The following is a 15,164-nucleotide window of genomic DNA, read 5'->3' as shown; positions in this document are numbered from 1 at the left end:
CCGGTCACTGGAGGCGCAAAACGCAACGAGGCCGGACGGCGTTCCGTCCGGCCTCGTCCGTTTAGCGTGGGTTCGCCCGCGTCTACTCGCCGTCCGCGGCCTCCGCGGCGGCGGCGGCGGCCGCTTCGCGTTCGCGCTTCAGCTCGAGACGGCGAACCGAGAGGATCGAGATCTCGTAGAGGATCAAGCCCGGCACGGCGAGGCCGATCTGGCTGATCGGATCGGGCGGAGTCAAAATCGCGGCGATGATGAAGGCGATCACGATCGCATATTTGCGCTTCTTGCGAAGCTGATCGGCCGTGACGAGACCGGCACGCCCCAGCAGCGTCAGGATAACCGGCGTCTGAAACACGATCCCGAACGCGAAGATCAGGATCATGATGAGGTTCAGATACTCGCTCGTCCGCGCGAGGAGCTGGATCGAGGCCTGATCGCCGTTGCCCTGCTGCTCCATCGACAGGAAGAAGCCCATCGCGAGCGGCATCACCACGAAATAGACGAGCGCCGCCCCCATCGCGAAGAGGATCGGCGTCGCGACCAGGAAGGGCCGGAACGCGCCCCGCTCGTTGTGATAGAGCCCCGGCGCCACGAACATGTAGATCTGCGAGGCGATGACCGGAAAGGCGAGGAAGAGCGCCCCGAACAGCGCCAGCTTCAGCTGCGTGAAGAAATATTCTTGCGGCGCGGTATAGATGAACTGGATATCGCGCACGTTGCCTGCCGCCCGCTCATAGGGGACGATCAGGATGTTGAAGATGTCGGCCGCGAAATAGAAGCAGACGATGAAGGCGATCGCGATCGCGATGATCGATTTGATGAGCCGCGAGCGCAGCTCGATCAGATGTTCGATCAGGGGTGCACTCGACGCCTCGATATCTTCGTGCGTCATCGCCGTTCGCCTCCAGCGGCCTCGGGCTGTCGTTCGGTGACGACCGGGGGCGCTTCGGCGGGCGCGGCCGCCGGCACCGGACGTTGCGGCTCGGCCGCCGAGCCCGTCGTCGTCTCACGGGCTCCGTGGGTGTCGCCTCCGCCGCTTCCACCATCGCCGCCGCCGCCATTCAGCGGCGCACCGTCGGAACTCGGCGGTACGCTCTCGGGCGTCAGCGGCACGCTGTCGGGCACCGGCTGCTTCGCGTCGACGGTGGACGAGACGGACGCCTTCGCGTCGTCGAGGCCCTTGCGGACGCTCTTCGTCGGATCGATCGACTTCACGGCGTCGATCGATTTCGACACCCCGGCCATATCCTTCTTCACCTCGTCGAGGTTCGCCTGTCGCTCCGCCTCGCGGAGCGCATCGTTGAAGGTGTTCTGGAACTCGCGCGCCGTGCGGCGGACCTGACCGAAGGTCTTGCCGAAGGCCCGCAACATGCCCGGCAGCTCCTTCGGACCGACCACGATGATGGCGATCACCGCGACGACGAGCAACTCCGTCCAGGCAATGTCAAACACTCGCGTGGTCTCGGGTTAGGCGCTGCGGCTTTTCTCAGCATCCTTCGTGTTCACGGTGGATGCCGGGGTGTGGTCGATCGTGCGCGCGGTCTCGTTGCGCGCGCTGTCATCGTCCTCCGCGAGCCCCTTCTTGAAGCTGTTGATCCCCTTGGCGACGTCTCCCATCAGCTCGGAGATCTTCCCGCGACCGAAAAGCAGCACGAGGATCACACCGATGATGAGGATCTGCCAGACGCTGATACCCATGTCTCACTACCTCTTTTTCGTTCTCGTTTGACCGGAGCACGCACCGCAGCACAACTGCACCAGCCGCCTCTGTTCCGCCGATTTCGACCCCGAGTGCCGGGGTTTCGAAATCCCCCTCCCGATTACGGGAGGATCGCGACTGTCGACCGCCACCTATAGCGCGCCTCAGGGCCGGCGACTATGATAATTCTTCGTCATCCAGCACGATCGCCTGACGAAAATCCGCCTGCACCCGGACCCGCTCGCCATGGGGGACGAGATACGGCTCGGCGCGAAGCTGCAATTCTACGTCGCCGACCGCGGTCGTCAGCTCCATATGGGTTCCGAAAAAGCGGCGGCGCAGAACCCGCGCATCCACACCCGCATCGCGATCGGCGGGGAACACCCGCAGCGCGTCGGGGCGGAAGGCGACCACGACGCGCTTGCCCTCATGGTCCGGGCCGACGGGAATGCGGCCGATCGGAGTTTCGAGAAGACCGCCGGCGGCACGCCCGCGAAAGATGTTGAGGCTCGAGAAGACCTTCGCCGCCTCGAGATCGACCGGCCAGCGCCAGATCTCCTCCGGCGTCGCGGTCTGAATGATGCGCCCGTCGCGCATCAAGGCGATGCGGTCCGCGACGGCGAGCGCCTCCTCCGGGTCGTGCGTCACCATCACCGCGGTCGCCTCGCGCTCGCGCAGGAGCGCCAGAGTGTCCTCGCGCACCGTGTCCCGGAGCCCTCGGTCGAGACCGGAGAACGGCTCGTCGAACAAGACGACACTCGGCGCCGGTAGGAGCGCGCGGACGAGCGCGACGCGCTGCTGTTGGCCGCCCGAGAGTTCGTGCGGATAGGCCCGCTCGTAACCGGCGAGACCGACATGGGCGAGCGCCTCGGCCGCCCGCCGACCGCTTTCGGCGCGGCCGATCTTGCTCAGCCCATAACTCACATTGTCGGTGACGCGCAGATGCGGAAACAGCGCGAGATCCTGGAACACGAGGCCGAGCTTGCGCGCCTCAGCGGGCACGAAGGAGCGCCCGTCCGCGACCACCTGGCCGCCGACGCTCACCGTCCCCGCTCCTTGGCGCTCGATCCCGGCGGCAATGCGCAAAAGCGTCGTTTTGCCGCAACCAGAGGGACCCAAAAGGCAAACGATCTCGCGCGGCTTCACCTCGAGCGAGACATCGGACAGGATCCGTTTCCCGCCGATCGAGAAGGAAATATCCTTCATCACCAACGGGCTGACGGCCGCTTGCGCGTCGATCGCGTCAGAGCGCGGGGGCGTCGTCGCCGTCATCTGCATCGAGTGGGTCCTCATCGGCGTCCAGTGCATCGTCATCCCGCGGTATCGGGACGGAGAAGCCCGCAGGGGGCGTTCCCTCGAGAAGCCCGGCGCCCTTCAGATCGTCGAGGCCGGGAAGATCGGTGATCGCGGCGAGCGAGAAGGCATCCAAGAACGCCGCCGTCGTCCCGAACGTCACCGGGCGGCCGGGCAACCGCCGCCGGCCCCTCAGCCGCACCCATCCGGTTTCGAGGAGGATATCGAGCGTCCCCTTGCCGACCGCAACCCCGCGCACCTCCTCGATCTCCGCGCGCGTGACCGGCTGATGGTAGGCGATGATCGCGAGCGTCTCCATCGCGGCGCGCGACAGGCGGCGCTCGGCGACCCGCTCAGCGGTCATGAGATAAGCGAGATCGCCCGCTGTGCGGAACGCCCAGCCGTCCGCCACCTCGACGAGATTGATGCCGCGATTGGCGTAGATGGTCTGCAATTGACGCAGGCGGTGGGACAGATTGTCCTCTTCGGGAAGCCGCGCGGCGAGCGCCTCCTCGGTCAACGGTCCGGCGGAGGCGAAAAGGACCGCCTCCAAGCGGCGCAGCGCCTCGCTCTGTCCCGGTCCACCGCCGAATAGGGTGACGGGTTCAGCCATCTTTGTTCGTCTCCGCTCCGTCCATTCCATTCGAGCGCAGATAGAGCGGCGCGAAGGGCGCGCTCTGCCGCACCGAGATCTTACCCTCGCGCGCCATCTCGAGCGCCGCGCCGAAGGTCGACGCAATCACCGCCCGGCGGCTCTCGTGCGAGGGCATCGCCGCGATGAGCGCCTCCAAGGGAAGCCACTCGGCATGACCGCCGACGATCCGCTCCATCACCCGCCGCGCGTCGACGAGGGAAAAGACCGGCCGCTTTTCCATCTTGGTATCGCGCGCCAGCTCGACCTGACGGACCGTGCCATAGGCCGAAAGAAGCTCGTAGAGGGAGCCCTTGTAGCTCTTTTCCTCGTGGATGATCGGCACTTCCGGCGCCCCGCGGGCGAACAGATGAAGGCCGAGCCGCGGACGGGCAAACAGCGCATCCGCTGCCTCGCGCATCGCCTCGAGGCGGCGAAGGCGGAAGGCGAGATCCTCGGCGAGTTCTTCCCCGTCGGCGCCGCCGTCATTCTCGTCTGGCGCCAGAAGGCGGCTTTTCAGGAAGGCGAGCCAGGCGGCCATCACCAGGAAGTCCGCGGCAAGCTCGATCCGCAGATCCTTCGCCCGCTTGATGAAGGCGAGATATTGCTCGGCGAGCGGCAGGATCTGGATCTTCATGAGATCCACCTGGTTGCGCCGCGCGAGGGCGAGAAGAAGGTCGAGCGGCCCCTCGAAGCCGGCGACGTCGACATGAAGCATGTCGTCGTCTTCCAATGGGGTGCGGGGCGGATCCTCGAAATCGTCGACGAGACGCAGATGCGGCGGATCCTCGCTCACACGGCCGCTCCCGTCAGGGCCGCGAATTCCTCCCGCATCGCCTCGATATCCCCCGCCTCCGGCGCGCTCCGGCCGTTCAGCACCTGGGCGAGGCGGCGCGCGGCGAGCGGGGCCATCGGCGCCAGATGATCCGCGAGAAGACGCATCTCGGCGAGATCGCCATTGCAATGGAGGACACAGTCGCATCCGGCGGCGAGCGCGGCGGCCGCGTTGTCCGCAAGGTCGGAGCCGAGGGCGCCCATGGAAATGTCGTCGCTCATCAGCAAGCCGTCGAAGCCGATCTCGTTCCGAATGAGGTTGATGACCGTCGGCGACAGCGTCGCGCAGCGCGCCGGATCGAGGGCGGTGTAACGCACATGCGCCGTCATCGCCATCGGCAGCGCGGACAGTTCACGGAATGGCGTGAAATCGGCCTCGAGCGCCTCCCGCGAGGCATCGACGACGGGCAGCGAGACGTGGCTGTCCACCGCCGCGCGGCCATGACCCGGAATGTGCTTCAGCACCGGAAAGCCGCCCGCCGCCTTCACCCCGGCCGCGGCCGCACCGGCAAGGATCGCCACGGCGCCCGGCGTCGTCGCATAGGCGCGGTCGCCGATCACGTCGTGGCTGCCTGGCACCGGGACGTCGGCGACCGGCAGGCACGGCGCGTTGATGCCGAAACGGGCAAGGTCGGAGGCGATCAGATAGCCGACGAGATAGGCCGCGCGCCGGCCGGCCGCCTCGTCCGCCTCGAAGACGCGGCCGATCGCGGCGGCCGGCGGATAACGCGGCACCAAAGGCGGCCGGATGCGCTGAACGCGGCCGCCCTCCTGGTCGATGAAGACGAGACTCGCGCCCGACGCCGCCTTGGCGTCGGCGACGAGCCGTTCGATCTCCTCGGCCGAGCCGATATTGCGCGCGAAGAGGATGATGCCGAGCGGCCGCGTTTCGGCAAGGAAGGCGCGCTCGTCTTCACGAAGCCGAATGCCGGCGAGGCCGACAATGAGAGGAGCCATCATCGTCTCAGTTGCGTCCCACGAAACAGTCGGCACCGGCCGATTTCAATTGCTGGCAAACGCTGACGGCTTCGTTGCGCGTCTGCGCGGGGATCCGAACGCGATAGAAGATCCCGCGATTGCCGACGTCGGCCTGGAGGATGAGCGGCTGCACGTTGGCAAGGACCGACGGGAAGCGCGATTGCAGATTGCGGAACGAGGCTTCGGCGTCCGCCTGGCTCCGTTGGGAGGAGACCTGCACCCCCCACGGGGCCGCCGAGGCCGGCGCGGCCGACATTGCGGCGACCTGCGGCGAGGCGCCCGGACGGACGACATTGTTGTCGACCGGCGTGCGGCCACTGCCGCCTTGGTCGGCGCGGGGCTCGACGTAGGCGGACGGGTTGGCGGTGGCGGTCTCGGCCGAAGCGACGCTCGAATTGTTGGACGCGACCGAGGTCCGGCGCGGCGGAGGCGTCGGCCGGCGCACCGGGACCTGGGTCACCGTACCAGTTTCGCCGGTGGCGTCCCCGTCATCGACGCCGAGCTCCTGGTCCGCTTCGCTCGTCGCCTCGTCCTCGTTGACGCTCGACGCGCCGTTCATGAACGCTTCCAAGGCGCCGCTTCCGTCGTCGGACGGATCGAAACCGTCGTCCGCTGCCGGGAAGGCGCCCGTCTCGTCGGCCGATGATGCGGGCGCTTGATCCCCGGCGGCCGGCGGCAGGCCGGCGACGGTGTTCGCGGTGTTGGGGCCCGCGGGGTCGGAGGTTGCGGGGCTCGCGGCCGACTGCCGCGCCGCGGTGCGGGCCGGACGCGCCGAGCCACTGCCCACCTGATCGGCCGGAACGATCGTCCCGTCGGGCCGGACGACGACGGTCCGCACGCGGCGCGAGACGAGACCGTCGCCGGTCTCACCATCGTCGAATTCGTCCTCGGCGGCGGCGACGCTGTCGATGCGCACGCGGTCCGGCATCACGAGCTGTTCGCTGTCGCCGAGCGCCGTCCGTTCGGCGATATCGGGCAGCGCGCTCGATTCGGTCTCTTCGGCGCGCACCTTCACATTCCGCGCGTCGGCCTGGATCACGCGCGGCTCGCCGGTGGTCACACGGCCCCCGGTGAAGAGGCCGAGCGCGAGATAGCCCCCCACACCGAGGATCGCCACGACGCCGACGAGTGCCGCGATCCCGACGGTGCGCGAGCGTGTCCGACTTTGCCGGCCGGCCGCGGCCGCGCGGCTCAGCGACGGCGGCAGATCGTCATAATCGCGCGCGGCAAAATCGTCGTCGTCGTCATAGTCATCGTCATAGCCGGCGAGATCGACGAGGGGCTCGTCGTCTTCATAGGCTTCGCCCTCCCCTTGCCGGTCGTGGCTGTCGGGGAAGAAGACGCGGGCGAGCGGGTCATCCATGTCGGGCGGCGCGGCCGGGAACGGCTCGGCCGTCTCCTCGCGCCGCTCGAAACGGAAGGTCGGGATCGGCTTCGAGCGCTTGACCCCGATACCGGCCGGCTGCGTGAGCGTTGCCGGCGCAGATGGCGGCTTCGGCGCGGTCTGCGCGCTGTCGTCGACAGGGGGCGCGGGTGTCGACGTCGCGCGCACGTCCTCGCTCTGCGGTCGCGATGGCGCCGCGCGGTTCGAAGGCAATGCTGGCAGAAGAGGCTCGGTCGTTTCGTCGTCCGCCGGCGGCGGATCCTGGGGTTTGGCGCGTCCGTTGGCGATGATGGCGCCGATCGCGTTGTCGAGTTCCCATTCGAGGGCGTCGGCAGGCTCCGACGTCACTGGGGCCGACGGGGTCGGAAGGTCGTCGATGTCCTCGGGGGGACCGGCACGCGCCTTGACCGGCGCGGCGGGCGCGGTCCGGGGGGCGCCGGCATCGTCGGCCGGGCGTACGCGGGTGTGGGCAAGCTGCGCCTCGATCGGCACGCGCAAGGTCGGCGTCGTCACCGGCCGGCGCGGTCTGGCTGGCGCGACCGTCGCGGGCGGCGGCGTCTGCGCTTCGATGCGCTCAGGTTCGAGATTCTCGTCCTCGAAATCGACGTCCGGCATCGCGTGATACGGCTCCGCCGCGTCCGGCTCCATGAGCGGATCGGCCTCATCGTCCGAAACGGCGCGCGCGACGGGCCGCTCGGCCGCGAACTCGCGCTCGAAATCGACTTCGAAGTCCGGCTCGAAGAAAGCGGCTTCTTCGTCGTCCTCCGGCTCGTCGGCGCGCATCACGAAGGATTCGCTCGCCGCGTCGGGCTCCGGCTCGGGTTCGGCCACAGGCTCGGGATCACGCGCGCCCGCAGGCCGGGACAACTCGTCGCTCAGCCGCTTTGCGAAGGCGTCGCGCCGCGCCGAACCATGGCTCGAACTGAAGGCGGCGCCGATCGGGTCGTCCTCCGGCGCCGCCCTGACAGGCTCGGTGTCGAGGAACGCGTCCTCGTCCGGGAACCCTGCCTCGGCGTCATCGGTGAACCGGCCATCGTCTTCGTGCGCGTCGTCCTCGCCCTCGGGGATGGTATCGTCGTCCATTCCCTCGGCGGCGAGGCCGTCGGTCATTGGCTGATGGACGACATCATCATCGTCCGGCCCCTGGTGGACGACATCATCATCGTCCGAGGCGGACCACGCCGCATCATCGTCCCAACCCGTTGCGGCCGGCGCGTCGGAAGCCGCCTCAGGCTCAGGATCCGGCCTGCGGCGCTGCGGGTCGGACGGCGCTTCGATCGCGCCGCGCGCCTCGGAATCGAGATCATCCCCCGCTGCGTCGACGGCCTTTTCAGGCTCGCGCGCCTTGGTGCGGGGCGGAGCCCATCCGACCGGGTCGGCATCGACGAACTGATCCAGTTCGTCGAACACGTCGCCGGAATCAGGCACACGCCTCTCGTCCGCTCGCGCCGGAGACGGCCGCTCAAATGAGGAGGATCGCGTCGGACCGTTCATGGTTCGCCCGCCACTCAAACTTGCACTCCGCTTCGAGGCGCCAACCGGCTTTGACGAACCGGCTACCGCATCTCATTCGGCGCGCTGACACCCAGCGCCGAAAGCCCCTGACGCAACACCGCCTGGACAGCCTCGACGAGCGCGAGCCGCGCCCGCGTCAAGTCTCGCGCTTCGGCGTTAACGAACCGTAGCGTGACATCATCCTTGCCCCTGTTCCATTGCGTATGCAAGGCGGCAGCAAGCTCGTGCAAATAGAACGCGACCCGGTGGGGTTCGGCGACGTCCGCCGCACTGGCGAGGAGTTGGGGCCACAGAGCAAGGGCGACCACGAGGCTCCGCTCACCGGAATCGGCCAACGATTCCAAAGGCGCCGACGCAAGGTCATCGAGGATCGTCGCATCGAACGCCTCGACCGCCTGACGCTTCACCGAGGCGCAGCGGGCATGGGCGTACTGCACATAAAAGACCGGATTGTCGCGGCTCTGCTCGGTCACTTTGGCAAAGTCGAAATCCAACGGCGCATCGGACTTGCGATAGAGCATCATGAAGCGGACGGGATCGGCGCCCACCTCGTCGACGACCTCGCGCAGGGTGACGAAATCGCCCGCACGCTTGGACATTTTCACCGGCTCGCCCGCCCGGTAGAGCTTCACGAGCTGGCACAGGAGACAGTCGAGCTTGACCTCTCTGTGGCTCAGCGCCGCGACCGCCGCCGTCATCCGCTTCACATAGCCGCCATGGTCGGCGCCGAGCACGTCGATCAGCCGGTGATAGCCGCGCTGGATCTTGTGATCATGATAGGCGATGTCGGACGCGAAATAGGTGTAGCTGCCGTCCGACTTCTTCAGCGCGCGGTCCATGTCGTCGCCGAACTCGGTGGAGCGGAACAGCGTCTGCTCCCGGTCTTCCCAGTCCTCCGCCTGCCCCTTCGGCCGGGGCAGCGTGCCCTCGTAAACGAGACCCTCGCTTTCGAGCCGGGCGATCGTCTTGCCGACAATGTCCTCGGGGCTCTGCAGGCTCTTTTCGGAAAAGAACGTCCCGTGCTCGATCGAGAGGACCGCGAGATCGCCCCGCACGGCCTCCATCATCATCGCGATCGCCGTCTCGCGCACGAGCGGCAGCCACGCCGCCTCCTCTTGGTCGAGGAGCGCGCGGCCGTGCTCGGCCGCCAGCGCCTCGCCGACGGGGACGAGATAGTCGCCGGGATAGAGGCCGGAGGGAATCTCGATCGTCTCGCCGAGCGCCTCGCGATAGCGCAGGAAGGCGGAGCGGGCGAGGACGTCGACCTGGGCGCCGGCGTCGTTGATATAATATTCGCGCGTCACCTCATGGCCGCGCAGCGCCAGAATGTTGGCGAGCGCATCGCCGACGACGGCGCCGCGTGCGTGGCCGACATGGAGCGGCCCGGTCGGATTCGCCGATACATATTCGACGTTCACCTTCTGCGGCGCGTCGGTCTGCGCGAGCGCGGTGAAGGCGGCGCCGTCCTGGGCGGCGCGCACCACGGCGGCGGCGGCCTCGGGCGAAATCGTGATGTTGACGAAGCCGGGCCCCGCGACCGACGCGCTCGTCACGAGCGGGCTGTCGGCAAGGCGCGCCGCGATCAGCTCGCCGAGCTCGCGCGGGTTGCGCTTGGCCGCCTTGGCGAGAACCATCGCGGCATTGGTGGCGAAATCCCCGTGCGTCGGGTCGCGCGGCGTCTCGACGGCGATACGGTCCAGTCCGTCGGTGAGCCCCTCCCCTTCCACGATGGCGGCGACGGCCTGTTTGAGTGTCTCGACGAGATGCATGACGTCCCTTGGATCCTGAAGTGGCGCCTCCTTAGCGCCGCCGGCCCCCAAGCGCGAGGGGGTCGGGCCGTATTGCGCGCATATCAGCCGAGATCGGGCGTGCCGCCGACGAGCCGGCGATGCTCGCCGAGGGCGAACCGGTCCGTCATGCCGGCGATATAGTCGCACGTGCGGCGAAGGCGGCGGGCCTCCTCGTCGCCGGGACTGAACCATTGGGCCGGCAACAAAGACGGATCGCTCGCGAAAGCGGCGAAAAGGTCCTCGACCACGCGGCCCGCCTTGACCCGCGCCGCGAGGACGTCGGGATCGCGGTAGAGGTCGCGGTGAAGCATCGTCTTCAACGCCTTCTCGGAGGTCGCCATCTCGGCGGAGAACGCAACGAGCGGCCCCTCGTGCGCCGCAACATCCCCCGCCGTCGCAACCCCGGCGCGCGCCATCCGGCGGATCGTCTCGCCGATCACGTCCTCGATCATCCGGGTGAGCTGCCGACGCACCAGCTCGTGCGTGCGCCGCGCCGGATCGAGCCCCGGCGCCTCCCGCTCCACCTCGTCGAGAATGTCGGCCACGAGGTCGATCTGCCGCACACCCTCGAAGGTGAGGATGCCGGCGCGCAAACCGTCATCGAGATCGTGCGCGTCATAGGCGATATCGTCGGAGATCGCCGCGATCTGTGCTTCGAGGCTCGCCTGGGTGACGAGATCGAGGTCGGCGAGCTCGGGATCGGACAAAAACGGCGAGCGCGCATCCGCCGCCGGCGGCCCGTTGTGCTTCACGAGGCCTTCGAGCATCTCATAGGTGAGGTTCAGCCCGTCAAAATGGGCATAGCGGCTCTCGAGGCGGGTGACGATCCGGTAGGCCTGCGCGTTATGGTCGAAGCCGCCATAAGGCGCCATCAGCCGGGCGAGCACGTTCTCGCCCTCGTGGCCGAACGGGGTGTGGCCGAAATCGTGACTGAGGGCGAGCGCTTCGGCGAGGTCCTCGTCGAGGGAGAGGACGCGGGCGATCGACCCGGCGATCTGCGCCACCTCCAAAGAATGGGTGAGGCGCGTGCGATAATGGTCGCCGTCAGTGGTGATGAAGACCTGCGTCTTGTGCGTCAGCCGCCGGAAGGCGGAGGAATGCACGATTCGGTCGCGATCGCGCTGGAATGGCGTGCGCGTCGCCGAGGGCGGCTCGGCGATCCTGCGCCCACGACTCTTGGTCGGATCGCTCGCATAAGGGGCGAGCAAGCGCGGGGATGGTCGCACGTTTTGCACGAAGGTCCCTCTCCTGATTCTGGCGTCGTCGTGTGCCACCCTATATCAAGGGCGTAACAGGATCCTTTTCAGGAGGCGCTATGACCGACGCATCCTTCCAGGTGACACCCCGGGCACTGACCCGCGTCGCCAAAATTCTTTCCGGTGAGCAGGCGGGCGCGCTGCGCGTCTCGGTCGAAGGCGGCGGCTGCTCCGGCTTCCAATATCGCTACGACCTCGTCGAGGGGCCGGAGGGAGACGACCTCATCATCGAGGGCGAAACCGCGACCGTGGTGGTCGACCCGGTGTCGCTGCCTTTTCTCGCCGGCGCCCAGCTCGATTTCGTGGACGATCTGATGGGCCAATCCTTCCAGATCAACAACCCGAACGCGCAGTCGAGCTGCGGCTGCGGCACGTCCTTCTCGCTCCTCTAACCCCTCGGGGCCATCTTGAAGATCGCGACTTGGAACATCAACGGCGTCAAAGCGCGTCAGGACAGCCTGACGCGCTGGCTCGAAGAGGCGACGCCGGACATCGCCTGCCTGCAAGAGATCAAATCGCAGGACGAGACCTTTCCCGCCGAAAGCGTGGAGCGGCTCGGCTACAATGTCGCGACGCACGGGCAGAAGGGTTTTAACGGCGTGGCGCTTCTATCGAAGCGCCCGCTCGAGGATATCACCTGCCGCCTTCCCGGCGACGAGGAGGACGATCACGCCCGCTGGATCGAGGCGACCGTGTCGACCGATTCGGGCGTGGTGCGGGTGGTGAGCCTCTATCTGCCCAACGGCAACCCGGTCGACAGCCCCAAATTTCCCTACAAGCTCGGCTGGATGGAGCGGATGCTCACCCGCGCCGAAGAGCTCCTCGCGACCGACGAGCCGATCATCCTCGCCGGGGACTACAACGTCATCCCCGAGCCGATCGACGCGCGCCACCCGGACCGCTGGGTCGACGACGCACTGTTCCAGCCGGAAAGCCGCAGCCTCCACCGCGCCCTCGTCAATCTCGGCTATGTCGACGCGCAACGCGCCGTCAGCAGCGCCGACGGGATCTATACCTTCTGGGATTATCAGGCCGGCGCGTGGCAGAAGAATAACGGCATCCGCATCGACCACGTCATGCTCTCCCCCGTCGCGGCCGACCGCCTCGTGACGGTCGACGTCCACAAGCATACGCGCGGATGGTCGAAGCCGTCCGACCATGTCCCCGTCGTGGTGACGCTCGAGGTCTAACCGCCTCTCCCGCCGGCCCCGCCCGCCGGGAGAGCGTCCACGTCACGACGGCGGAATGCGGCGCGCGAGCACCTCTTCGATGAAGGCGCTCTTGGCGCGTCGATAGACCTCCATATCGGCACCGGCGAAGCGAGATTTCAGCGCGTTATACTCGGCGACGAGGCCGGGTGAGGCACGGAGCGCCTCGACGAAATGGTGAAACACGTCGAGCGGCCCGCCGATCGCGACGAGCTGCACGCCGAGCGGCGGATCGCTCCGATCGTCGGCGAAGGCGGCAAAGGCGTCCGTCCGCACGGAGCCGTCATTGCGGGCGAAATGCGCGCCGAGCGCATGGTCGGCCGCCGGGAAATCGGCCGCCTCCACCCGCACCACGATATCGAGATCGCCTTTTGTGAGGCAGCCGGGCACCGCTGTCGCGCCGACATGGCGAATGTCGGCCTCCGGCAATCGCGCGACGATGGCAGCGCGGACCACGGTAAAGAGCCGCTCCGCCTTGCGTCGTGCAAGCTCGGGATCGACGAGCATGAACGGCGGCTCGGATTGCATCGGCGCACTATCGCGAAGGCTGGCGGCGTGATCAAATCAGGACATGCGGGTCGTGGCGCTGCCCAAGGCGGGGGCGATCCTCGCCATCCATGATGAGGGAGAGGCCGCTTTCGCGGCTGGGCTCAACAACGAAACGAGTCGCTTTCGCGGCCGACCCCAAAAAACGAAAGGGCCGCTTGCGCGGCCCAGCCCCAACAACGAAAAGGGCCGCTTTCGCGGCCCGGTCCTAAAACGAAAAGGGCCGCTTTCGCGGCCCTCCGTGGAAATTTGGCGGACGTGGGTCGCCCGGCAAATGCCCGATCAGTCAGCGAAGCCCCAGAGGTTGCTCCACAGTCCACTCCCTGATCCAGACGCCGACGCCCGCTCAGAAAATCCACTCGACATTGGATCACCTCCTTTCGCTGTGTTGGACACACTCCGATGGTGACATGATTCTCGCTGAATGCAAGTCTCGTGCCCCAGAGGCTCACATCTCCACACCAGCCACGATATCGTGATCACGATCACGACAATGTGATGCGGTGCGAATCACCGTCATTCCCCGACCACACCCTCCACCGCGAGCGCGATCGCGAGGAGCCGCCTGTCGCCATCCGCCGCGCCGTCGAGCTCCAGCCCGACCGGAAGCCCCTCCTCCGTCGTCGCGATCGGAAGGGTGACGCCCGGAACGCCGAGAATGCTGCCCGGATCGGTGTTGCGGATGAACGCCTCGAAGGTCGGCACCGCCTCCCCGTTCAGCGTCACCGTCTCGTCCGATCCCTCGATCGGCTGCGCTTCGAGCGGCGTCGTCGGGAAGACGATCGCATCGAGCGTGTTCTCGGCGAAAAGGGTGCGATAGGCCTCCTGCATCGCCGGACGCAGCGTATCGACGGCCTTCCGGTAAACCTCATCCGGAACGCCGTTTTCCCCCATCACCGCATTGTCGAACACACCCTTGACGTCGGGGCTCGCAATGGCGGCGACGAGGCCGTCGAGCGTCCGGTCGGGGGCGCGATCGGCGAGGAAGGCGGTCAGGTCCCGCTTCACCTCGTAGAGCGCGATCGGAAAACCGGCCTCCCCGCTCATCCGCATGATGTCGTCCATCTTCACAGGAACGAGCGTCACGCCCGCTTCCTCGAGCGTTGCGAGGGCGTCGTCGAAGGAGGCTTTGACGCCCGGCGAGAGGTTCGCGACCAACTCCTCCGGCACGCCGAGACGGACCGTCGCGAGGTCGACCCCGTCGAGGTTGACGTCACCTTGCGTGATCACCGCATCGAGAAGGGCGACGTCCGCGACGGTGCGCGCCATCGGTCCGGCCGTGTCCCGCGTCGAGGAGATCGGCACGATCCCTTCCGACGGATAGCGCCCCGTGGTCGGCCGCAATCCGACGAGGCCGTTGAGCGCGGCCGGGATCCGCACCGAGCCGCCGGTGTCCGTGCCGAGGCCCGCCGCCGCCATGCCGGCCGCGATCGCCGTCGCCGTCCCACCGGAGGAGCCGCCGGCGAAGCGGTCGGGCGCCACGGCGTTGCCGACGGCGCCGTAGGCGGCGTTGTTGGAGGTGATGCCGAAGGCGAGCTCGTGCATGTTGGTCTTGCCGATCAGTACGGCGCCATTGTCGAGGAGCCTCTGGGCGACGGGCGCCGTGCGGGTCGGCACGAAACTGTCGAGGCCCGGTGTTCCCGCGGTCGCGCGCAGACCGGACACCAGAATGTTGTCCTTCACGACGATCGGCACGCCCGCGAGCGGACCGGATGCGCCGCTCGCGGCGATGCGCTGATCCACATTGCGCGCCTCCGCGAGGGCGCGGGAGCGGTCGAGGGTGATGAAGGCGTTGAGGCCGGATTTCTCCTGTGCCACCGCGAGCGAGGCCTCGGCCACCTCCTGCGCCGTCATCTTCCCTTCGGTGATCGCGCCCACGATCTCGCTCGCCGTCATCTTTGTGACGTCGTCGTCGGCACGCGCCTGCCCTGCGATCGGCACGAGCAGCGCCGCCGCGATCATCGCCCCTCCGATCCTCGTTGCGTGAGACCTCATGGTCCGACCTCCCTCGTCACGTGTGAGCATCCATATGG

General features: G+C 67.6%; 14 protein-coding genes. 2 read left to right on the top strand and 12 right to left on the bottom strand.

The features are described 5' to 3' along the window. Nucleotides 1-82 precede the first annotated feature (82 nt). The 10 genes from tatC to L1787_RS06395 form a co-directional block, all read right to left on the bottom strand. Nucleotides 83-889 (bottom strand): twin-arginine translocase subunit TatC, encoded by an 807-nt coding sequence (gene tatC / locus L1787_RS06440; RefSeq protein ID WP_235707851.1) that lies wholly within the window; start codon nucleotides 887-889, stop codon nucleotides 83-85. Beyond that, nucleotides 886-1,449: a Sec-independent protein translocase protein TatB gene (tatB, locus tag L1787_RS06435; RefSeq protein ID WP_235707850.1), complete on the bottom strand. Its 564-nt coding sequence runs from the start codon at nucleotides 1,447-1,449 to the stop codon at nucleotides 886-888. Before tatB ends, tatC begins: the two co-directional genes overlap by 4 nt. Nucleotides 1,450-1,464: 15 nt before the next feature. Then, nucleotides 1,465-1,695, bottom strand: a complete 231-nt coding sequence (locus L1787_RS06430) for a twin-arginine translocase TatA/TatE family subunit (protein WP_235707849.1) — start codon at nucleotides 1,693-1,695, stop codon at nucleotides 1,465-1,467. A gap of 178 nt (nucleotides 1,696-1,873) precedes the next feature. Further along, complete coding sequence (locus L1787_RS06425; RefSeq protein WP_235707848.1) at nucleotides 1,874-2,974, bottom strand: ABC transporter ATP-binding protein; 1,101 nt, start codon at nucleotides 2,972-2,974, stop codon at nucleotides 1,874-1,876. Then, the gene (gene scpB, locus L1787_RS06420; RefSeq protein ID WP_235707847.1) at nucleotides 2,940-3,602 is read right to left on the bottom strand and encodes an SMC-Scp complex subunit ScpB; all 663 of its coding nucleotides are present in this window, start codon (nucleotides 3,600-3,602) and stop codon (nucleotides 2,940-2,942) included. The genes L1787_RS06425 and scpB overlap by 35 nt, the downstream gene beginning before the upstream one ends. Next, nucleotides 3,595-4,416 (bottom strand): segregation and condensation protein A, encoded by an 822-nt coding sequence (locus L1787_RS06415; protein ID WP_235707846.1) that lies wholly within the window; start codon nucleotides 4,414-4,416, stop codon nucleotides 3,595-3,597. Before L1787_RS06415 ends, scpB begins: the two co-directional genes overlap by 8 nt. Further along, complete coding sequence (nagZ, locus tag L1787_RS06410) at nucleotides 4,413-5,411, bottom strand: beta-N-acetylhexosaminidase (RefSeq protein ID WP_235707845.1); 999 nt, start codon at nucleotides 5,409-5,411, stop codon at nucleotides 4,413-4,415. Before nagZ ends, L1787_RS06415 begins: the two co-directional genes overlap by 4 nt. A 7-nt stretch (nucleotides 5,412-5,418) precedes the next feature. Then, on the bottom strand, nucleotides 5,419-8,244 hold the full coding sequence (locus tag L1787_RS25975) for an SPOR domain-containing protein (RefSeq protein WP_235707844.1): 2,826 nt from the start codon (nucleotides 8,242-8,244) through the stop codon (nucleotides 5,419-5,421). A 128-nt stretch (nucleotides 8,245-8,372) separates the two neighbouring features. After that, entirely contained in the window at nucleotides 8,373-10,100 is a 1,728-nt protein-coding gene (gene argS, locus L1787_RS06400) for an arginine--tRNA ligase (RefSeq protein WP_235707843.1), read from the bottom strand. Between the two features lie 83 nt (nucleotides 10,101-10,183). Next, nucleotides 10,184-11,356 (bottom strand): deoxyguanosinetriphosphate triphosphohydrolase, encoded by a 1,173-nt coding sequence (locus L1787_RS06395; RefSeq protein WP_235707842.1) that lies wholly within the window; start codon nucleotides 11,354-11,356, stop codon nucleotides 10,184-10,186. A gap of 80 nt (nucleotides 11,357-11,436) precedes the next feature. Between L1787_RS06395 and L1787_RS06390 the strand changes: the two genes are divergently transcribed. Together L1787_RS06390 and xth are read left to right on the top strand one after the other, a co-directional pair. Further along, on the top strand, nucleotides 11,437-11,769 hold the full coding sequence (locus L1787_RS06390) for a HesB/IscA family protein (protein ID WP_235707841.1): 333 nt from the start codon (nucleotides 11,437-11,439) through the stop codon (nucleotides 11,767-11,769). A gap of 15 nt (nucleotides 11,770-11,784) precedes the next feature. After that, entirely contained in the window at nucleotides 11,785-12,567 is a 783-nt protein-coding gene (gene xth / locus L1787_RS06385) for an exodeoxyribonuclease III (RefSeq protein ID WP_235707840.1), read from the top strand. 42 nt (nucleotides 12,568-12,609) lie between these two features. Here the strand turns inward: xth and L1787_RS06380 are convergent, their stop codons facing one another. Beyond that, complete coding sequence (locus tag L1787_RS06380) at nucleotides 12,610-13,113, bottom strand: GrpB family protein (RefSeq protein ID WP_235707839.1); 504 nt, start codon at nucleotides 13,111-13,113, stop codon at nucleotides 12,610-12,612. Nucleotides 13,114-13,647: 534 nt separating this feature from the next. Continuing rightward, nucleotides 13,648-15,126 carry an indoleacetamide hydrolase gene (gene iaaH / locus L1787_RS06375; RefSeq protein ID WP_235707838.1) on the bottom strand — a complete coding sequence of 493 codons (1,479 nt, stop codon included), beginning with the start codon at nucleotides 15,124-15,126 and terminating at the stop codon, nucleotides 13,648-13,650. Between the last annotated feature and the right edge of the window lie 38 nt (nucleotides 15,127-15,164).

This window comes from Acuticoccus kalidii, from assembly GCF_021556395.1.
In the GTDB taxonomy this organism is placed as follows: Bacteria; Pseudomonadota; Alphaproteobacteria; order Rhizobiales; family Amorphaceae; genus Acuticoccus; species Acuticoccus kalidii.
The sequence above is the reverse complement of the archived record's forward strand: the minus strand, read 5'-3'. Positions and strand labels throughout refer to the sequence as shown.